At 74.3% G+C, this 19381-nt stretch carries 17 protein-coding genes and 2 pseudogenes; 10 read left to right on the forward strand and 9 right to left on the reverse strand.

Annotation, left to right across the window (positions count from 1 at the left end; translation table 11 throughout):
* Window positions 1-3: 3 nt before the first annotated feature.
* Window positions 4-1533 (reverse strand): IucA/IucC family protein, encoded by a 1530-nt coding sequence (locus ABZ858_RS24455; RefSeq protein WP_361382365.1) that lies wholly within the window; start codon window positions 1531-1533, stop codon window positions 4-6.
* Window positions 1534-1650: 117 nt separating this feature from the next.
* On the opposite strand from ABZ858_RS24455, the gene ABZ858_RS24460 reads away from it, so the two are divergent.
* Both ABZ858_RS24460 and ABZ858_RS24465 read left to right on the forward strand, forming a co-directional pair.
* Entirely contained in the window at window positions 1651-3228 is a 1578-nt protein-coding gene (locus tag ABZ858_RS24460; RefSeq protein ID WP_361382368.1) for an IucA/IucC family protein, read from the forward strand.
* A gap of 21 nt (window positions 3229-3249) precedes the next feature.
* Entirely contained in the window at window positions 3250-4164 is a 915-nt protein-coding gene (locus ABZ858_RS24465; RefSeq protein ID WP_361382371.1) for a HipA family kinase, read from the forward strand.
* 86 nt (window positions 4165-4250) lie between these two features.
* Here the strand turns inward: ABZ858_RS24465 and aceB are convergent, their stop codons facing one another.
* Both aceB and ABZ858_RS24475 read right to left on the reverse strand, forming a co-directional pair.
* Window positions 4251-5876 carry a malate synthase A gene (gene aceB / locus ABZ858_RS24470; RefSeq protein WP_361382374.1) on the reverse strand — a complete coding sequence of 542 codons (1626 nt, stop codon included), beginning with the start codon at window positions 5874-5876 and terminating at the stop codon, window positions 4251-4253.
* A gap of 185 nt (window positions 5877-6061) precedes the next feature.
* Window positions 6062-6661 carry a nucleotidyltransferase family protein gene (locus ABZ858_RS24475; RefSeq protein ID WP_361382377.1) on the reverse strand — a complete coding sequence of 200 codons (600 nt, stop codon included), beginning with the start codon at window positions 6659-6661 and terminating at the stop codon, window positions 6062-6064.
* A 145-nt stretch (window positions 6662-6806) separates the two neighbouring features.
* On the opposite strand from ABZ858_RS24475, the gene ABZ858_RS24480 reads away from it, so the two are divergent.
* Window positions 6807-7130, forward strand: a complete 324-nt coding sequence (locus tag ABZ858_RS24480; protein WP_361382380.1) for a DUF5955 family protein — start codon at window positions 6807-6809, stop codon at window positions 7128-7130.
* 230 nt (window positions 7131-7360) lie between these two features.
* Here the strand turns inward: ABZ858_RS24480 and ABZ858_RS24485 are convergent, their stop codons facing one another.
* On the reverse strand, window positions 7361-7999 hold the full coding sequence (locus tag ABZ858_RS24485; protein ID WP_361382383.1) for a response regulator transcription factor: 639 nt from the start codon (window positions 7997-7999) through the stop codon (window positions 7361-7363).
* Window positions 7996-9195, reverse strand: coding sequence for a sensor histidine kinase (locus ABZ858_RS24490; RefSeq protein ID WP_361382386.1), 1200 nt, complete (start codon window positions 9193-9195; stop codon window positions 7996-7998). Before ABZ858_RS24490 ends, ABZ858_RS24485 begins: the two co-directional genes overlap by 4 nt.
* Window positions 9196-9329: 134 nt before the next feature.
* On the opposite strand from ABZ858_RS24490, the gene ABZ858_RS24495 reads away from it, so the two are divergent.
* Complete coding sequence (locus ABZ858_RS24495; protein ID WP_361382389.1) at window positions 9330-10364, forward strand: ABC transporter permease; 1035 nt, start codon at window positions 9330-9332, stop codon at window positions 10362-10364.
* A 40-nt stretch (window positions 10365-10404) separates the two neighbouring features.
* Window positions 10405-11076, forward strand: coding sequence for an ABC transporter ATP-binding protein (locus tag ABZ858_RS24500; protein WP_361382392.1), 672 nt, complete (start codon window positions 10405-10407; stop codon window positions 11074-11076).
* Between the two features lie 30 nt (window positions 11077-11106).
* Here ABZ858_RS24500 and ABZ858_RS24505 read toward each other — a convergent pair whose 3' ends face one another.
* Window positions 11107-11907 carry an IclR family transcriptional regulator gene (locus tag ABZ858_RS24505; protein WP_361382395.1) on the reverse strand — a complete coding sequence of 267 codons (801 nt, stop codon included), beginning with the start codon at window positions 11905-11907 and terminating at the stop codon, window positions 11107-11109.
* 313 nt (window positions 11908-12220) lie between these two features.
* On the opposite strand from ABZ858_RS24505, the gene allB reads away from it, so the two are divergent.
* Together allB and alc are read left to right on the forward strand one after the other, a co-directional pair.
* Window positions 12221-13558: an allantoinase AllB gene (gene allB, locus ABZ858_RS24510; protein ID WP_361382397.1), complete on the forward strand. Its 1338-nt coding sequence runs from the start codon at window positions 12221-12223 to the stop codon at window positions 13556-13558.
* Between the two features lie 89 nt (window positions 13559-13647).
* Window positions 13648-14763 (forward strand): allantoicase, encoded by a 1116-nt coding sequence (alc, locus tag ABZ858_RS24515; protein WP_361382400.1) that lies wholly within the window; start codon window positions 13648-13650, stop codon window positions 14761-14763.
* A gap of 168 nt (window positions 14764-14931) precedes the next feature.
* Here the strand turns inward: alc and ABZ858_RS24520 are convergent.
* Window positions 14932-15558: pseudogene (locus tag ABZ858_RS24520) on the reverse strand (SDR family oxidoreductase).
* On the opposite strand from ABZ858_RS24520, the pseudogene ABZ858_RS24525 reads away from it, so the two are divergent.
* Window positions 15541-16089, forward strand: a pseudogene (locus tag ABZ858_RS24525) (AIM24 family protein); the annotation flags it as partial. The pseudogenes ABZ858_RS24520 and ABZ858_RS24525 overlap by 18 nt on opposite strands.
* Before the next feature lie 216 nt (window positions 16090-16305).
* Window positions 16306-16701, forward strand: coding sequence for a ribonuclease domain-containing protein (locus tag ABZ858_RS24530; RefSeq protein ID WP_361382403.1), 396 nt, complete (start codon window positions 16306-16308; stop codon window positions 16699-16701).
* 51 nt (window positions 16702-16752) lie between these two features.
* On the opposite strand, the gene ABZ858_RS24535 is transcribed toward ABZ858_RS24530, so the two are convergent.
* Both ABZ858_RS24535 and ABZ858_RS24540 read right to left on the reverse strand, forming a co-directional pair.
* Window positions 16753-16953: a hypothetical protein gene (locus tag ABZ858_RS24535; protein ID WP_361382406.1), complete on the reverse strand. Its 201-nt coding sequence runs from the start codon at window positions 16951-16953 to the stop codon at window positions 16753-16755.
* 182 nt (window positions 16954-17135) lie between these two features.
* Window positions 17136-17690 carry a DUF3291 domain-containing protein gene (locus ABZ858_RS24540; RefSeq protein WP_361382408.1) on the reverse strand — a complete coding sequence of 185 codons (555 nt, stop codon included), beginning with the start codon at window positions 17688-17690 and terminating at the stop codon, window positions 17136-17138.
* A gap of 418 nt (window positions 17691-18108) precedes the next feature.
* Here ABZ858_RS24540 and ABZ858_RS24545 point away from each other — a divergent pair, with 418 nt between their 5' ends.
* Complete coding sequence (locus ABZ858_RS24545) at window positions 18109-19344, forward strand: histidine kinase (protein ID WP_361382411.1); 1236 nt, start codon at window positions 18109-18111, stop codon at window positions 19342-19344.
* Window positions 19345-19381 lie beyond the last annotated feature (37 nt).

Here is a 19381-nt window from a genome sequence, read left to right on the forward strand (position 1 = left end):
ATCCTATTGACCAGGCGTGCCCTGATCCAAAACGAGCGGGTGGGGCAGGTCCGTCCACTGGTCGCCGGGCGTCCCGGGGGACAGCCGCATCAGCGTCAGCGCCTTGGCGGGCAGCGGCCGTTCGCACAGCGCCGCCAGGTCCGCGGTGCGCGGCAGCTCCCGTACGGCGCTCTCCAGCGCCGCCCCCAGCGCGGCGCCCGAACCCGCCGTCCCCGCCAGCGCTCCCGCCACCAGCGAACCGAACAGCTTGCGCCGCAGGGCCGTCGGATCGTCCGTCAGGTTCCGGGCGGGCAGCTCCGGCACCGGCAGGCCGTGCCGGGCCAGCCGGGACGGGCTGACCCGGATGTCGGCGAGGTCGCGGTAGACCAGCCGCAGCGGGGCACCGGTGCCGTCCAGGACGACCAGCAGGTTCTGGCCGTGCGCCTCCAGGGCCACGCCCAGCTCCAGCAGCCGCAGCCCCACCGCGAGGGTGAGCCGGGTGAAACCGGCCAGCCAGGCAGGCGAGTTCGGCAGCCCGGTGCCGGGCAGCGCGGCCACCGGCAGCACATGCTCGCCCGGAGCCGCGTACACCTGCGGCGACTCGCGCCACAGGGCCGCCAGGTCGGGGGAGTGGGCGGTGGCCGCCCCCAGGGTGCGGGTGATGTGCAGCAGGCCGTCGGTGCGGCCCGCCAGCTCCTGCGCGAACGCCGACAGCGCCGCCGAGGCCGCCACCGAGGCGACCGAGATGTCCCGCACCGACGACGTCAGCCGGGCGCTCAGCGCGGTCTTCACATGCGGGCCGCCCGGCAGGGCGAGGGTCCGCAGCGACATCAGCGGATGCGCGGCGGCCACCCGCTCCTCGCCCGGCCGCTTCAGCACGTGCTCCGCCTGCCACGGATGCACCGGCACCAGCAGCCGCCCGCCGTCCCGCAGCCCCTCGGGCCACTCCCCGCTCACCAGGCACTCCGCCACCGGCACCGGCACCAGCGCCAGCTTCACCACCGGCCGGTGCTCGGGACCGTACGCCAGCTGCTCGGCCACCGAGAAACCCGGCCGCGACCGGCAGCCGGGGTGGAACGGATGCCCGTCGACCACCCGCTGCTCCCACTCCCAGTCCCGCGCCGGCCACTCCCCGGGATGCGCCGGACACGGCACGGCGTCGGCCCGGGACAGCGCCGAGGAGGCCGCGCTGTGCGCGAGTTCGGCGGCGAACGCGGGCCCGTGCGGTACGCCGAGAGCGGTCATGAGGCGGGCCGGATCGCCGTGGTCCCGGCCGTCCAGGCGCAGCACCGTGACGTAGGCGGCGGTGGCGTACGGGTCGGCCGCCGGGCCGCTCAGCCGGCGGCCGTCGCGCAGCCGCAGGACCAGTTCGTCCCCGGCCCGCTCCCGGCCGGCGATCCACGGCAGCGGCTCGTACGCCAGCGCCCGCCACAGCCGGGTCAGCACGGCCGCCCGCGCGCCGGGCAACTCCTGTGCGTACCGTGGGACGAGGCCGGGTCGCAGCTCGGCCAACTCCGCGCCGATCTCGGCCTCGGCGGTCGGGAAACGGTGCACGTTCGGGCTCCTCGGGTGCGGATCGGGCGGGGGATCGGGCGCGGGCGGGGGCGTCACGGCGGTACCCGCCGGGCAGACATACTGATCACCTTCGCACCGAGTGGACGTAGGGAACCAATGGAACGCGTCGAACTCAGGCCGCCCAGCACGGACGTCGCGGCGCGCGCCGACGCGTACGCGGCCGCTCCCCTGCTCAACTGCCTGATCCGTGAGGTGGCCCGGCCGTGCCCGGACCCGTGCCCGGACCGGCAAGGACAGCCGGGCGGGCAGTGGGATGGACGGCGGGACGGACGACACACGTACCGGCTGCCCGGCGGCGGCCGGCTGCTGCGGGTGCGCGCCGGCCGGCGGCCCGCCGAACCCGAGGTGTACGCGGCGGGGGCCTGGCACCGCGTCGACCACACCGAACTGGTCAAACTGGTGGCCGAGGAACTGCGCCGGCACACCGGCCTGACCAACGACGAACTGCCCGCGGAGATGCTCGACAGCCGGGAGGCGGTCGCCGCGCTCCTCGCCGCCCGCGACACCGTGCCCCCGCCCGCCGACCCCTACACCCGTTCCGAGCAGTCCCTGGTCACCGGCCACCCCTGCCACCCCGCCCCCAAGGCGCGCGGCGGCGGCCCGGTCGCCTCCTGGCTGCCGTACGCGCCCGAGGCGCACGCCCGCTTCCCGCTGGTGCTGCTCGGGGTGCGCGCCGACCTGGCCGTCGAGGAGGGCGACACCTCCGCGCTCGACGCGCTCGGCCAGGCGCCGCCCGGCTACCGGCTGCTGCCCGCCCACCCCTGGCAGCTCGACCTGGCGGCCCCCGACCTGGCCGGGGCGTTCGCGGACGGCCGGCTGATCCGGCTCGGCACCACCGCCTTCGAGGTCCGGCCCACGGCCGCGATCCGCACCGTGCACGCCCCCGCTCCCGGCGGCGACCTGTTCCTGAAGTTCAGTCTGGACGTGCGCATCACCAACGACGTCCGCCGGCTGTGGCGGCACGACCTGCTGCGCCTGCGCCGCACGGACGCGGCGGTGACCGCCGCCTTCGCGCGGCTCGGCGGCCCGGCGGCCTGGCTGAGCGACCGCGGCTACCGCACCGCCGCCTTCGCGTTCGAACAACTGGCCGTCGTGGTCCGCGACGGCCTGGAACAGCACCTGCCGCCCGGTACGACGGCGCTGCTCGCCGCGGCCCTCGCCGAGGGCTTCGACGGCACCCCGCTGGACGGCCCGGTGGACCCGGCGGTGTGGTGGACGGCGTACCTGCGCCAGACGGTGCCCCCGGCCCTGGGCGCCTTCGCGGACCACGGCGTGGTCCTGGAGGCCCACCTGCAGAACTCGGTGATCGCCGTGGACGCCGACGGCCTGCCCGTGGGGGCGCTGTTCCGTGACGCGGAGGGCGTCAAACTGCTGCCGGAGGTCTCCCGGGCGGCCGGCTGGGAACGCCTGGTCTACTGCCTGATCGTCAACCACCTCGCGGAGATCGCCGCCGCCCTGGCCGCCCACCACCCGGGCTTCGACCCGTGGCCCGCCGTCCGCGCCGAACTCGCCCGCCACGCCCTCCCCGAGATCCCCGCCCTCCTCGCCTCCCCGACCCTCCCCGGCAAGACGAACCTGCTCCTGCGCTGGACGTCCGCGGACGGCGCCGCCGCCCGCTACCACCCCCTCCCGAACCCACTGGCGGACGGCCCGCCCCCGGCCGGTGGCCATTAGCCCTGCCGTACCCTGGCCGGTGTGCTGCGCGACGTGACCGCTGTCCGATACCTCGCCCCCCTCCACTCCGGCGGTTCCGTCCCCGCCCTCGTCGAGGCCGACGACTGCGGTACGTACGTCGTGAAGTTCACCGGCTCCGCGCAGGGGCGCAAGGCGCTGGTCGCCGAGGTGATCGTCGGGGAGCTGGCGCGCGCGCTCGGGCTGCGCTTCCCCGAGCTGGTCCTCGTGCGCTTCGATCCGGCGATCGCCGCGCACGAGCCGCATCAGGAGGTGCGGGAGCTGCACGGGGCCAGCGCGGGGATCAACCTCGGCATGGATCATCTGCCGGGGGCGTGGGACTTCACCCCGGAGGCCGCCCGGACGTTCCGGGTGGATCCGCTGGAGGCGGGCCGGATCGTCTGGCTCGACGCGCTGACCGCCAACGTGGACCGGACCGTCCACAGCTCCAATCTGATGATCTGGCCGACACTCGGCACCGTGCCCCCGCGCCTGTGGCTCATCGACCACGGCGCCGCCCTCGTCTTCCACCACCGCTGGGACCTCTCCGCACCGGAGAAGGCGTACGACTTCCGGCACCACGCCCTCGGCCGGTACGCGCCCGATGTGCGCGCCGCCGACGCGGAGCTGGCGCCGCGGGTGACCGAGGCGCTGCTGCGGGAGGTGGTCGCCCAGGTGCCGGACGCCTGGCTGGCGCTGGAGGAGGGCTTCGCCACGCCCGGGGAGGTGCGCGACGCCTACGTGGGGCATCTGCACGCGCGCGTGCGGGCGTCCGCGGCCTGGCTGCCCACCGGCTTCCCCACCCCGGGCGAGCTGGCCGCCGAGGAGACCCGGCGGGCCGCGAGGACGCAGGCGGGCCGGCCCGCCTGGCTCAAGCACGTCCCCGACCTGCACGGCAAGCCCGCCGCCGAGCAGGACTGGTCCGCCCACCTGGAATAGCCCGCCGGGAACATGCCGGACGGCCCCGGGGACATCCTCCCGGGGCCGTCCTGTCCGTGGTCCGGCCGCGGGCGGCCGGTGCGGGGTCAGCCCTTGAGCTGCTCGTACGCCGGCAGCGTCAGGAAGTCGGCGTAGTCGTCGTCGAGGGAGACCTGGAGCAGCAGGTCGTGGGCCTGCTGCCAGTGGCCGGCGGCGAACGCCTCGTCGCCGATCTCCTCGCGGATGGTGTCCAGTTCCTCGTCGGCGACCTTGCGGGCCAGCTCGGGCGTGGCCTTCTCGCCGTTCTCGAACCGCACGCCCGCGTTGATCCACTGCCAGATCTGCGAGCGGGAGATCTCGGCGGTGGCCGCGTCCTCCATGAGGTTGAAGATGGCGACGGCGCCCAGGCCGCGCAGCCACGCCTCGATGTAACGGATGCCCACCTGCACGGCGTTGACCAGTCCTGCGTAGGTCGGCCTGGCGTCGAGGGAGTCGATCGCGATCAGGTCGGCCGCCTTGACGTCGACGTCCTCGCGCAGCCGGTCCTTCTGGTTGGGCCTGTCGCCCAGCACCTTGTCGAAGGACTCCATGGCGATCGGCACCAGATCGGGGTGGGCGACCCAGGAGCCGTCGAAGCCGTCGCCGGCCTCGCGGTCCTTGTCGGCGCGGACCTTCTCGAAGGCCACCTTGTTGACCTCGGCGTCCCGGCGCGAGGGGATGAACGCCGCCATGCCGCCGATCGCGTGCGCGCCGCGCTTGTGGCAGGTGCGCACCAGCAGTTCGGTGTACGCGCGCATGAACGGGGCGGTCATCGTCACCGCGTTGCGGTCCGGCAGGACGAACCGCTCACCGCCGTCACGGAAGTTCTTGACGATGGAGAACAGGTAGTCCCAGCGGCCCGCGTTCAGCCCGGAGGCGTGGTCGCGCAGCTCGTAGAGGATCTCCTCCATCTCGTACGCGGCGGTGATCGTCTCGATCAGGACGGTGGCGCGGACCGTGCCCTGCGGGACGCCGACGTAGTCCTGGGCGAAGACGAAGATCTCGTTCCAGAGGCGGGCCTCCAGGTGCGACTCCGTCTTGGGCAGGTAGAAGTACGGGCCCTTGCCGAGGTCGAGCAGGCGCTGCGCGTTGTGGAAGAAGTACAGGCCGAAGTCGACGAGGGCACCGGGCACCGGTGTGCCGCCGGCGTCCACGAGGTGGCGCTCGGTCAGGTGCCAGCCGCGCGGGCGCATCACGACCGTGGCGAGTTCACCGGCCGGGCGCAGCGCGTACGACTTGCCGGACTTCTCGTCGGTGAAGTCGATGCCGCGCATGTAGGCGTCGATCAGGTTGAGCTGGCCGAGGACGACGTTCTCCCAGGTGGGCGCGGAGGCGTCCTCGAAGTCGGCGAGCCAGACCTTCGCGCCCGAGTTGAGCGCGTTGATGGTCATCTTGCGGTCGGTGGGACCGGTGATCTCGACCCGGCGGTCGTCCAGGGCCGCGGGGGCCGGGGCGACCTTCCAGGAGTCGTCCGCGCGGACGGCGGCCGTCTCCGGGAGGAAGTCGAGGGTGGAGGTGCGGGCGATCTCGGCGCGGCGCTCCGCACGGCGGGCGAGGAGTTCGTCGCGGCGCGGCGTGAACCGCCGGTGCAGCTCCGCCACGAAGGCGAGCGCCGCCTCGGAGAGGACCTCCTCCTGCCGGGGCAGGGGCTCGGCGTCGACGATGGCCAGCGGAGACGGCGCTGGTGCGGACATGAGCTGTCACTTCCTTCAGCGGTGGCACCGGGTGCCATGGCGTACGAATGGGGTTATTTCGCACCCGCTGTGCGGTCGGGTGCCTCTGATCAGTGGATAGTAGTTTCCTCATCGTGGAACTTCAATGGTTTGTTGATGTCGAGATTCTCTGAGTCGAGGAAAGCTGGCGCTCGGTGCCACCCCGTTCACTCCAGGTGTCCCAGGTCAGCCTCGGTGTCGATGTCCCAGGCCGCGGCCACGTCCCCGCACTCCACGAGGGTGAGCCCGGCCGCGTGCTCCTTCAGATAGGCGCGTGCCCCCCGGTCGCCGTGCGCACTCGCGAAGATGCCCGCCCAGTGCGCCGAACCGAACAGGACCGGGTGCCCGCGTACGCCGTCGTACGCCGCCGAGGCCAGCGACGACTCGTCCCGGTAGGCCGCGCGCACCCGGGCCACCGCCGCCGCCCCGATCCCCGGCTGGTCGACGAGCGAGACCAGGGCCGCCCGCGCGCCGGTCCCGGCCAGCGATTCCAGCCCGGCCCGCAGCGAGGAGCCCATGCCCTCCTCCCAGTCCGGGTTGTCCACCAGCACGCAGCCCGCCAGCGCCGCCCGCGCGCGTACGTCCCGCGCCCGCGCCCCCAGGACCACGTGCACGCGCCGGCAGCCCGCCGCGCGCAGCACGTCGGCCGCGTGGTCCACCAGCAGGCGCCCGCGGTGTTCGAGCAGCGCCTTGGGCCGCCCGCCGAGCCGCCGTCCGCCGCCGGCGGCCAGCACCAGACCGGCGACCTCGTCCTCTGCGACCGTCATACGCCCTCCCTGGGTGAAGGCCCGCGGACCCTACGGTTTCCGGGGCTGAATTTCGGTCCCCATGGTGGCGCGCCGGGGCCCGGTGGCGTTTACTGACGCGTCCGAGGACCGCGCTGCGTGACGACGACGTGCGAGGGGGAGGGCCGTGTTGCGGAGCTTGGGGCAGAGGCCGGTGACCGGCAGCGGAGAGGACCCGAAGGACCCGAGGGTGGCACAGCTGCGTACCGCGGTGTCCCGGTTGCGCCGGCAACTGGCCGCGCATCCCGCGGAGTTCTCCGACCGGGCGATTGCCGAGGACGAACTCGCCGCGCTCGCCGCGATGGCCGCGCACGGCGTCCCCGAGACCCCGCGGCTGCGCCGCTCGCTGCTGCTGATCGCCGGATCGATAGGCTCGGTCAGCGCCCTGGCGGCCGGCCTGACCGGCGTACGGGCCGCGGTGGACCTGTTCGGCGAGCCGCCGCGCGGCTGACGGCGGGCCTGCGCGGACCAGGGGGCCGGCCCCCGTGCGGATCGCAGGCCCGGCCCCGTGCGGACCAGAGTCCCGGCCTCGTGCAGAGCAGATCGGAGTCCCGGCCTCACGCGCACCGGAGTCCCGGCCTGCGTGGCCCGGCGGCCCGGCCCGTGCGGACCGGAGTCCCGGCCTGCGCGGACCAGAGGCCCCGGCCCCGCGCGCCTCGCCCGGGGAGTCCGGTGGTGTGGTCAGGGCCGGCGGCGCCGGACGAGCCCCTGCTCGGTGGCCGCCGCCACGGCCGCCGTACGCGACTCCACGCCCAGCTTGGCGTAGATGTGCACCAGATGGGACTTGACCGTGGCCTGGCTCAGAAACAGGCGCTTGCTGATTTCCAGGTTGGACAGGCCCTCCTGGACCAGTTCCAGCACCTCCAGCTCGCGGCGGCTGAGCGCGGCGGCGGGAGCGCGCATCCGGTCCATCAGGCGGTGCGCGACCGCCGGGGCCAGCGCGGAGCGGCCGGAGGCGGCGGTGCGCACCGCCGCGGCCAGCTCCTGGGGCGGGGCGTCCTTCAGCAGATAGCCGGCCGCCCCCGCCTCCACCGCGGCGAGGATGTCCGCGTCGGTGTCGTACGTGGTCAGCACCAGGACGCGCGGGGCGCCGGGCCGGGCGGTGATCGCCGCCGTCGCCTCCGCGCCGTGCGCGCCGCCGGGACCGAACTGCAGATCCATCAGCACCACGTCGACCCCGCCCGCCGCGGCCAGCTCCACGGCGCGCTCCGCCGTCGGCGCCTCCCCGGCGATCTCGAAATCGGGCTCGGCGGACAGCACGGCCTTGAGGCCCGCGCGGACCACGGGATGGTCGTCCGCCAGCAGCAGCCGGATCGTCACGCGCCGCCCCCGGGCCGCGCCGCGGCGGCCGGGTACGGCAGGGTGACCGCCACCGCCGTGCCCTGCCCGGGCGCTGACTCCACCGCGAACGTGCCGCCCAGCGCCTCGGCGCGCGAGCGCATCGCGGGCAGCCCGAACCCGCCGTCCGCCGGACCGCAGGCCGCGCCCGCGCCGACGGGGACCGCCTCCGGTACGAAACCGGTCCCGTCGTCGACCACGTCGAGCGCCACCGCCGTGTCCATGAAGCTCAGGGTGATCTCCGCGCGGCCGGCCCGGGCGTGCCGCAGGGTGTTGCCGAGCGCCGACTGGGCGATCCTGAGCAGCGCCACCTCGTAGGGGGTGGGCAGCCCGGCCGGGGCGCCGCTCACCGAGAAACGCACCGTGGGCGGGCCCGCCGCGCGCGAGCAGAGCCGTTCCAGCGCCCCGGCCAGCGAGCCGTGCTCCAGGTCCGGCGGGGTCAGCGCGCGCACGAAACGGCGGGCCTCGGCCAGATTGTCCTGCGCGGTGGCGCGGGCCTGCTCGATGTGCGCGGCGGCCGGCGAGCCCGCGGGCATCGCGCGCTGGGCGGCGCGCAGCAGGAGCTGGATGCTGGACAGGCCCTGGGCGAGTGTGTCGTGGATCTCCCGGGCCAGCCGCTCGCGCTCGGCGAGGGTGCCCGCGGCGCGCTCGGCGCCGGCGAGTTCGGCGCGGGTGGCCACCAACTCCTCGATCAGCTCGCGGCGCCGCTCGCTCTCCCGGTACAGGGCCTCGTAGCCGAGCACCGTGGCGACCGCGACCGCCGCGCCCAGCAACGGGCCGATGAACGCGCCCGGCCCCGCCTGCCCGCCGTGCCCGGTGAACCCGGCGATCGCCGCCGCCGCGGTCGCCGTCACCGCGGGCAGGCCCCAGCGCACCGGCAGCAGGTGCAGCTGGAGGAAGTACAGCGGGAACGCCGCCCACACGGCCGCCGGGGAGAAGACCAGCAGCACCAGCCAGGCCGCGCCGAGCGCCGCCAGCCACAGCGAGGCCGTACGGCGTGAGCGCCGCACCGGCGGACTCAGCACACCGCAGGCGAACACCGCGCCGGTCGCGAGCGCCGCGGCCACCGCCGCCGGGCTGTCCGCCCGGACCGCGGCGAACACGAGCAGGCCCGCGAACAGCGCGTACAGGCACAGGCGCAGGGCGGCGACGACGGGGGAGTGGGGGCGGACGTCCATGGCGGGTCCAGCGTAAGCGGGCCGGGCGCGCCGCCGGTCAACCGAAAGGTGGAAAGCCGGCTGCCTCCTTCGGCCCGGGACGAGCGTGCTCCGGCGCGATGCCCCGGCGGGCGCGCGCCCAGGAGGGTGGGGCCATGTTCGTCGCATGGAGAGACCTCCGGTTCGCCAAGGGGCGGTTCGCCCTGATGGGAGCCGTGGTCACACTGATCACCCTGCTGGTGGGGCTGCTGTCCGGGCTGACCGCCGGGCTCGCCGAGGAGAACACCTCGGCGGTCGAGGGCCTGCCCGCCGACCACCTCGCCTTCGCCGCGCCGCCGGGCGGCCGACCGGTGTCCTTCACCGGCTCCTCGCTGCCGCCGTCCGCGCTCGGCGCCTGGGCGCGGCGGGTGCCGTACGCCGAACCGGTCGCGATCGGCACGGTGGAGGCCGCCGCCGGGAGCCGTACGGCGGCGCTGTCGGTGTTCGCGGTGCGGCCCGCCTCCGGTCTCGCGCCCGCCGGTGTCGCGCCCGGCCGGGCGGTGCTCTCGCACCGGGCCGCCGCGGAACTGGGCGTGGCCGCCGGGGACCGGGTGCGCCTGGGGTCCGTCACCTGGACGGTCGCGGCCGTCTCGGGCGACGCCTCCTACAGCCACACGCCCGTGGTGTGGACGGCGTGGGACGGCGGCCGGGCCACGGTGATCGCGCTGCGCACCCACGGCGCCGAGGTGGCCGCCGCCGACCGGGCCGCCGGGACCAGGACCCTCGCCAAGCGGGACGCGCCGGCCGCCATCGGCTCCTACCAGGCGGAGAACGGCTCGCTGCAGCTGATGCGCGGCTTCCTGTTCGCCATCTCCGCGCTGGTCGTCGGGGCCTTCTTCACGGTGTGGACCATCCAGCGGTCCCCCGACATCGCGGTGCTCAAGGCGCTCGGGGCCGCCACCCGGGACCTGCTCTTCGACGCGCTGGGGCAGGCGGCGCTGCTGCTGACCGCCGGGGCCCTGCTCGGGACCGCCCTCGCGAGCCTGGCCGGCGTGCTGGTACGGGGCGGGTCGGTGCCGTTCGTGCTCGACGTCTCCACCGTGCTGGTGCCCGCCGCGGTGATGATCGCCCTCGGTGTGCTGGGCGCCGGCCTGTCCGTCCGGCGGATCACCGCCGTCGATCCGCTGACCGCGCTGGGAGGCGTGCGATGAGCCTCGTCCTCGATCCGTTGACCGCGTGGGGAGGCGTGCGATGAGCCTCGTCCTCGACGACATCACCCTGACCTACCCCGACGGGGACGGCCGGCTGACCGCCCTGGACCGGGTCCGCCTTGAGGTGCCCGCGGGCACCGTCACCGCCGTGGTGGGACCGTCCGGCTCGGGCAAGTCCAGCCTGCTCGCGGTCGCGGCCACGCTGATCACACCGGACAGCGGGCGGGTGTACGTGGACGGGGCGGCGACGGCCTCCCTGAGCGCCGCCGAACGCGCGGTGCTGCGGCGGCGCCGCATCGGCATCGTCTTCCAGCAGCCGAACCTGCTGCCCTCGCTGACGGCGCTGGAGCAGCTGGAGGTCATGGCCCGCCTGGACGGCCGCCGGCCGGCGGCGGGCCGCGCCCGGGAGCTGCTGGCCGCGGTCGGCCTGGACGGCCAGGCGCACCGGCGCCCGCACCAGCTCTCCGGCGGCCAGCGCCAGCGCGTCAACATCGCCCGCGCGCTGGTGAACGAGCCGTCCGTGCTCCTGGTCGACGAACCCACCAGCGCCCTCGACCACGAACGCGGCGCGGCCGTCCTCGCCCTGCTGACCCGCCTGACCCGCGAGCGGGACACGGCGACCGTCCTGGTCACCCACGACCACACCCACCTGGGCGCGGCGGACGCGGTGCGGGAGATGCGCGACGGCAGGCTGTCGGCCCGCGCCGGCTGAGGCGGGGCGGGGGCGGCGCCGGGCCGTCGCTCAGGCCGCGGGGCCCGCGCTGGTCAGGGCCTGCGACAGCTCGGCGGCCACCTGCTGCAGGACCGGGACGATGCGCTCGGTCACCGACTCGGTGACGCGGCCCGCCGGGCCGGAGATGGAGATCGCGGCGGCGGTCGGCGAGTCGGGCACCGAGACGGCGACGCAGCGGACCCCTATCTCCTGCTCGTTGTCGTCCATGGCGTAGCCGAGTTCCCGCACGTCCTTCAGGGCGGCCAGGAAGCCGTCCGCCGTGGTGATCGTCTTCTCCGTGGTGGCGGGCATCCCGGTGCGCGACAGCAGGGCGCGCACCTCGTGGTCCGGGGTGTGCGCGAGGAGCGCCTTGCCCACACCGGTGGAGTGCGGCAGCACCCGCCGGCCGACCTCGGTGAACATCCGCATGGAGTGCCGGGAGGGCACCTGCGCCACGTACACGATCTCGTCGCCGTCCAGCAGCGCCATGTTGGCGGTCTCGCCGGTCTCGTCGACGAGGCGGGCCAGATAGGGGCGGGCCCAGGTGCCGAGCAGCCGGGACGCGGACTCGCCCAGGCGGATCAGCCGGGGGCCGAGCGCGTACCGCCGGTTCGGCTGCTGCCGGACGTACCCGCAGGCCACCAGGGTGCGCATCAGGCGGTGGATGGTCGGCAGCGGCAGGCCGCTGGCCGCCGAGAGTTCACTGAGACCCACCTCGCCGCCCGCGTCCGCCATCCGCTCGAGGAGATCGAAGGCCCGCTCTAGGGACTGGACGCCACCGCTGGCGGCGGGCTTGGCGGAGTCGGTGGTGCTGGCGCTGGACGTCGGCACGGCGCGTTCCTTTCGGGGCTGGCAGGAAGGGCAAAAGCCTACCCGGGGGCCGGTTGACTCCCTGCCTGTACGGAACTACGTTCTGTCTGTTGGAATCTTAATTCCGCTTTGTGGAAACGTCCAGAGTGTGCCCGGCCACTCGTTGTCCAGCAGTGTGCCCCTTGACGGGGCGAGGGCGGGAGTGAAGACTCCTTCAACAGAACGTTGAAGTCCGTTACATGGGTGTACATGCGTGTACATGGACGTCTGTGGGTGTACATCCCCCTGCGTCCCGTTTCCCGGAAGCATGGCGGCGACGAAGAGAGGGGTCCGGGTGTCCGACGCTGAACTGGTGCTGCGCTCGACACGGGTCATCACGCCCGAGGGGACGCGCCCCGCGTCCGTCGAGGTCGCCGGCGGCACGATCACGGCCGTACTGCCCTACGACGCGCCGGTACCGGCCGGCGCCCGCCTGGAGGACCTCGGTGACGACGTCCTGCTGCCCGGCCTGGTCGACACCCACGTCCATGTGAACGACCCCGGCCGCACCGAGTGGGAGGGCTTCTGGACCGCCACCCGCGCGGCCGCGGCCGGCGGCATCACCACCCTGATCGACATGCCGCTCAACTCCCTGCCGCCCACCACCACGGTGGACCACCTGCGCGTCAAGCAGGACGTGGCCCGGGACAAGGCGCACATCGATGTCGGCTTCTGGGGCGGCGCCCTGCCCGACAACGTCAAGGACCTGCGCCCGCTGCACGACGCCGGCGTCTTCGGCTTCAAGGCGTTCCTGTCGCCCTCCGGCGTGGAGGAGTTCCCGCACCTGTCCCAGGACCAGCTGGGCACCTCGCTCGCCGAGATAGCCGGCTTCGACGGTCTGCTGATCGTGCACGCGGAGGACCCGCACCACCTCGACGCCGCCCCGCAGCACGGCGGCCCCCGGTACACCGACTTCCTCGCCTCCCGTCCGCGCGACGCCGAGGACACCGCCATCGCCACGCTGATCGCCCAGGCCAAGCGGCTGAACGCGCGCGTGCACGTGCTCCACCTCTCCTCCAGCGACGCGCTGCCGCTGATCGCCGAGGCCAGGGCCGAGGGCGTACGGATCACGGTCGAGACCTGCCCGCACTACCTGACCCTGACCGCCGAGGAGGTCCCGGACGGCGCCAGCGAGTTCAAGTGCTGCCCGCCCATCCGCGAGGCCGCCAACCAGGACCTGCTCTGGCAGGCGCTGGCCGACGGCACCATCGACTGCGTCGTCACCGACCACTCGCCCTCCACCGCCGACCTCAAGACGGACGACTTCGCCACCGCCTGGGGCGGCATCTCCGGCCTCCAGCTCAGCCTGTCCGCCGTGTGGACCGAGGCCCGCGGGCGCGGTCACGGCCTGGAGGACGTGGTCCGCTGGATGTCAGCGCGCACCGCCGCCCTGGCCGGCCTGGACCGCAAGGGCGCCATCGAGGCCGGCCGCGACGCCGACTTCGCCGTGCTCGCCCCCGACGAGACCTTCACCGTCGACCCGGCCGCCCTCCAGCACCGCAACCGCGTCACCGCGTACGCGGGCCGCACCCTGCACGGCGTGGTGAAGTCCACCTGGCTGCGCGGCGAACGCATCGTCGAGGCCGGCGAGTTCAGCGCACCGAAGGGCCGCCTGCTGACCCGGCCCCACTGAACCACCTCCCGCCCGCGCGGGCGCGTGACCAGCCTCCGCACCCGCGCCCACCCGCACCGGCCGACTCCCGAAAGGAAGCACTGATCACCGTGACGGCGACTCCTCGTTTCACCGGCGACGCGAACCCCTACGGAGGCGGTGACCCGTACGCCGACTACCGCACCGCCGACCTCCCCTTCACCCAGTACGCTAACCTCGCCGACCGCCGGCTCGGCGCCGGGGTGATCGCCGCCAACGACGAGTTCTTCGCCCAGCGCGAGAACCTGCTGGTGCCCGAGCCCGCCGAGTTCGACCCCGAGCACTTCGGGCACAAGGGCAAGGTCATGGACGGCTGGGAGACCCGCCGCCGCCGCGGTGCCTCCGCCGACCACCCCTGGCCCACCGAGGACGACCACGACTGGGCGCTGGTCCGCCTGGGCGCGCCCGGCGTCGTCCGCGGCGTCGTCGTCGACACCGCGCACTTCCGCGGCAACTACCCGCAGGCCGTGTCGATCGAGGCCACCAGCGTGCCGGGCTTCCCGTCCCCGGCCGAACTCCTCGCCGACGACGTCAAGTGGACCACCCTCGTCCCGCGCACCCCGATCGGCGGCCACGCGGCCAACGGCTTCGAGGTCGACGTCGAGCAGACCTTCACGCACCTGCGCGTCAACCAGCACCCCGACGGCGGCATCGCGCGGCTGCGCGTGTACGGCGAGGTCGTGCCCGACCCGCGGTGGCTGGCCGCGCTCGGCACCTTCGACGTGGTCGCCCTGGAGAACGGCGGCCGGGTCGAGGACGCCTCGAACCTCTTCTACTCGCCGGCCACCAACACCATCCAGCCGGGCCGCTCGCGCAAGATGGACGACGGCTGGGAGACCCGCCGCCGCCGCGACCAGGGCAACGACTGGATCAGCTACCGGCTGGCCGCCCGGTCCGAGATCCGTGCCGTCGAGATCGACACCGCCTACCTCAAGGGCAACAGCGCCGGCTGGGCGTCGGTGTCCGTCAAGGACGGCGAGGACGGCGAGTGGCGCGAGATCCTGCCGCGCACCCGCTGCCAGCCCGACACCAACCACCGCTTCGTCCTGTCCGAGCCCGTCGCCGCCACGCACGCGCGCGTGGACATCTTCCCGGACGGAGGCATCTCCCGCCTGCGCCTGTTCGGCTCCCTGACCGAGGAGGGGACCGCGCGCCTGGCGGCTCGGCACCAGGAACTGGGGGGCTGAGCCCCGCCGGGACCCGCACGGAGTCCCGCAGGAACCGCGCTGCGTAGGAACCGCGCTGCGCAGGACCGCGCCGCGGAGTCAGGCCCTCGACCAGGCCCGCGGGGCGCACCGGCTTGACAGCACCGGTGCGCCCCGCGTCGCCTCACCCCGCTCGCGGCGTCTTCGCCCTCACGCTGCGTGCCCGCCGTCCACCGCGGACTCGGCCCCGGTGACATAGGACGCTTCGGCGCCCGCGAGACAGGCGACCATGGACGCCACCTCGTCGGCGGTGCCGAAGCGGCCCAGTGCCGTCATCGCGGCCTGACCGGCGGTGTACGGTCCGTCGGCCGGGTTCATGCCGGTGTCCACGGGACCGGGGTGGACGATGTTCGCCGTGATCCCGCGCGGCCCGGGACGCGCTGGGTCATGCAGGGAGCCGACGGTGATGATCCGGCCGCCCCGCCCCATCAGCGCGGCGGCCTGCCGGCAGGCCAGGAAGACGGCCCGCACGTTCACCGCGAGGACCCGTTCCAGGTCGGCGGGGGACAGGCTCTCCAGCGGGCCGAGCAGCCCTACCCCGGCGTTGTCCACCAGCACATCGAGCGCCCCCAGCTCCTGGGGCCGCACGGTCGACGGCCTCGGCCGGCTCCCGCGCGTCGGCCGCGTCCGCGCGCAGCACCACCGCCCGCCGCCCGAGCCGCTGCACCGCCCGTACGACGTCCTCGGCCGCCTCCTTCGCGTTCACATAGGTGAGCGCCACATCGGCGCCCTGGCGCGCGAGGGCGCCGTCGCCGCGCCGAGTACTTCACGGCGCAGGGCGGCGAGGGCACGGTCGGCTTCGCGGGCGTGCTGCCCGGCGAGATGCGCGCGCTGGAGCTGGACGGCACGCGCGCGTGGTTCGCGGAGAAGGACGCCTTCGTCGCCGCCGAGTCCACCGTCGACTTCGGCATCGCCTTCACCGGCGGGCGCACCGGCATGGCCGGCGGCGAGGGCTTCGTCCTGGAGAAGTTCACCGGGCACGGCACGGTGATCATCGCGGGCGCCGGCAACTTCATCGACCTCGACCCGGCGGACTTCGGCGGCCGTATCGAGGTCGACACCGGCTGCGTCGTCGCCTTCGAGGAGGGCATCCGCTACGGCGTCCAGCGCGTCGGCGGCCTGAACCGCCAGGGCCTGATGAACGCCGTCTTCGGCGGCGAGGGCCTGTCCCTGGCCACCCTGGAGGGCAGCGGCCGGGTCATCCTCCAGTCCCTCACCATCGAGGGCCTGGCCAACGCCCTGCGCAAGGCCCAGGGCGGCGACAAGCAGGGACCGACCGGGGGACTGCTCTCGACGCACGCCGGATGACACGGCGAGCGAGCACACCGGCCCCCGGCAGGGGACCGCCCGCCCGTCCCCGCCGGCCCCGCCCGGCCCTGCCGGTCCGCCCGCGGCGCTGCCGTATGAACGTCGGGCGAACACCCGTCCCCGCAGGTCAACCCCCGATGAATTCACCGGACTTGCCAGGGAACTCCACGGCTTTGACATTGACATGCCACTGTCTACGCGCGTCATCATGAGCCCATGACCTTCCCCCCGCGCATGTCCCGCATCGGCGCCGCCGGCGCCCTCCTGGCCGCCCTCCTGGTGGGCGGCACCGTCTCCGCCGGCCAGGCCGCCGCCGCCCCCGCCTCGGTCGGCAGCGTCTGCTACGCCGCCCTGCCCTCCCAGGCGCACGACACGCTCGACCTGATCGACCAGGGCGGCCCCTTCCCCTACGACCAGGACGGCGTCGTCTTCCAGAACCGCGAGGGCGTGCTGCCCAGCCAGTCGGCCGGCTATTACCACGAGTACACCGTGATCACGCCCGGTTCCCCCACCCGCGGCGCCCGGCGCGTCGTCACCGGCGAGCAGAGCCAGGAGGACTACTACACCGGGGATCACTACGAGACGTTCGACCTGATCGACTTCGGCTGCTGAACCGGGCGGCCGGGCGACCGGGCGGCCCCCACCGGCCGCCCGGCGCCGGGATCACAGCTTGCGGCCGCTGTCGGCGACGGCGAACAGGGCGCAGGCCAGCACGATCAGGGCGAAACTCGTGAACACCTCGTAGCCGTGCAGGACCGGCAGGAGCCGCACCACCCCCACGTGCCAGTGCGTGAACTGCTGCACGAAACCCAGCACGCCCTGCAGCAGAGCGAGGAACCCGACGACCTCCAGCACCTTCTTCATGTCCCCGAGCCTCACCCGGAACGCCGCTCGCGCGCATCGGCCGCGGGGTGCGCGGTGACCGTCGAGAGTCTGCTGTTCACGCCCGACAGGCAGACGAAGGTCTACGTTCGTGCGACTCCGGTGGCCCCGCTCCCCGATACCGGGACCGAGGCGCCCCAGCACTCCCGGGCACTCCCGGGCATTCACGCCTCTTCCGGTGCCCCGCCGATGCCCTTGCCTCTGATCGGAGTTCCGTCCGGGGCGAACGAGTGGGGGAAGGTGAAGGCGTGCGGCGCGGAACCGTGCTCGTGGACGTGTTCCAGCCTGGAAACCCCGTCCTGCCAGAGGGGTATCGCGCCGTCGGAGACCCACCAGAACACGTGATTCGGGTGTCCTGTCCTCTCGAACCAGTCGTAACGCCGGTTCAGCGCCGCACGGTGCGGACCGGTGTAGACGGCGTCGAAGGCGGGGCGCAGGCCGGTCCAGAGGGAGAGGGACGTGGCCAGGGCGGTGGTCTCCCGCGTACGGCCCTTGCCGTACCAGACCGGTACGGCGAACTCTCCCCAAGCACCCCAGTCCGCCTCGAAGAGCGTGCCCCGGTCGCCGTCTGCCGCTTCGGCACGCGCGAGGTACCCGGGGTGCCGGCCGATCTCCCGGTAGACGGTCTCACCGATGTCGTAGAACTCGTCCGTGAGGGGTGCGGGATCGGCGAGAGGTGATTTCAGGACGCCGAATGTGTACAGCGCAAGACGGGGCATGCGTCTCTCCCTGGTCGGGGGTGCCTGGTGTGGACCCGTTTCGGCGGCTCACGCACGGGGGCGGGGATTCGCGGACATGCCGAACTCACCCATGGCGGGTGGCTCAGCCTGCGGGAACTCCCGTACGACCGTGGGCGATCGCCGAGGGCCAGGTGAAGGTAGCTGCCTCTGCGGGCCATGTCGAAGTTGCTTTATTCCGGTCCGAGTGGCCTCGTGCACCGGCCATCGCGGGCGCTCGACAGTGATCAGATCGTGGTGTCGACGCGAGGCGCGCCGTGACCGGCGGAAGTCCACAGTCCGCGTCAGGTGGCGCGACTTAAGTCGACGCCCCGGCGACCTTGGTCGCGGGAGTGCTCCGCCGGTGGGGAGCAGGCTCCGCCGTTGCGTAGATTTGTCGACTGTGACAGGTGACGGACTGATGCAGGGACCGCGGGCGGCGACCGGACGGCGGTGGTGGCTGCCGTCGGCGGTGGCCGACGTGCTCGACCCGGCCCCCGACGCCGCGCGCTCCGGCCGCTCCCGGCGCACCGCGCGCGACTGGGTCGTCGACTTCTCCTGCTTCCTGCTGGCCGCCGGTCTCGGACTGGCCGCGGCCGAATCCCTGGGCCAGGAGCCGGGCCTGCCGCACCCCCTCGCCGTGGCCGACCAGGCGGTCGGCGCGCTCGCCTGCGGCGCCCTGTGGCTGCGCCGCCGCCATCCCGTCGCCCTGGCCGTCGCGATGATCCCGGTCGGCCTCGTCTCCAACACCTCGGGCGGGGTCGGCCTCGTCGCCCTCTTCACCCTCGCGGTGCACCGGCCCTTCCGGTACGTCGCCTGGGTCGGCGGTGCCCAGCTCGCCCTCGTCCCGGTCTTCTACTGGCTGCGCCCGGACCCCGACCTGCCCTTCGCGGGCGTCATCGCCTTCACCGCCGTGCTGACGCTCACGGTCATCGGCTGGGGCATGTTCGTACGGTCCAAGCGGCAGCTCATGGTGAGCCTGCGGGACCGGGCGCGGCGCGCCGAGACCGAGGCGCGGCTGCGCGCCGAGCAGGCGCAGCGGCTCGCCCGCGAGGCCATCGCCCGGGAGATGCACGACGTCCTCGCGCACCGGCTCACGCTGCTGAGCGTGCACGCCGGCGCACTGGAGTTCCGGCCCGACGCGCCCCGCACGGAGATCGGGCGGGCCGCGGGGATCATCCGGGAGAGCGCGCACGAGGCGTTGCAGGACCTGCGGGAGATCATCGGCGTCCTGCGCGCGGGCGACGCCGACGACGGCGGGCGCCCCCAGCCGACCCTGGCCGCGCTGGACGCGCTGGTCGCCGAGTCCCGCGAGGCCGGCATGAAGGTCGTCCTGGTCGACCGGGTCCGCGAGCCGGAGGCGGCACCCGCCTCGGTCGGCCGCACCGCGTACCGCATCGCCCAGGAGGCCCTGACCAACGCCCGCAAGCACGCCCCCGGCACGGAGGTCACGGTGACCCTCACCGGCGCCCCGGGCCAGGGCCTCGCCGTCCATGTACGCAATCCGCCCCCGGACGGCGAGGTCCCGCACGTCCCGGGCTCCGGCCAGGGCCTGATCGGCCTCACCGAACGAGCCACCCTGGCCGGCGGCACCCTGCACCACGGCCCGACCCCGAACGGCGGCTTCGAGGTACGGGCCCGGCTGCCGTGGGGGTGAGGCGCCTGGGCGCGCTGCGGCGTGGGTGACACGGGAG

The sequence above is a fragment of the Streptomyces sp. NPDC047017 genome (genome assembly GCF_040644175.1).
In the GTDB taxonomy this organism is placed as follows: Bacteria; Actinomycetota; Actinomycetes; order Streptomycetales; family Streptomycetaceae; genus Streptomyces.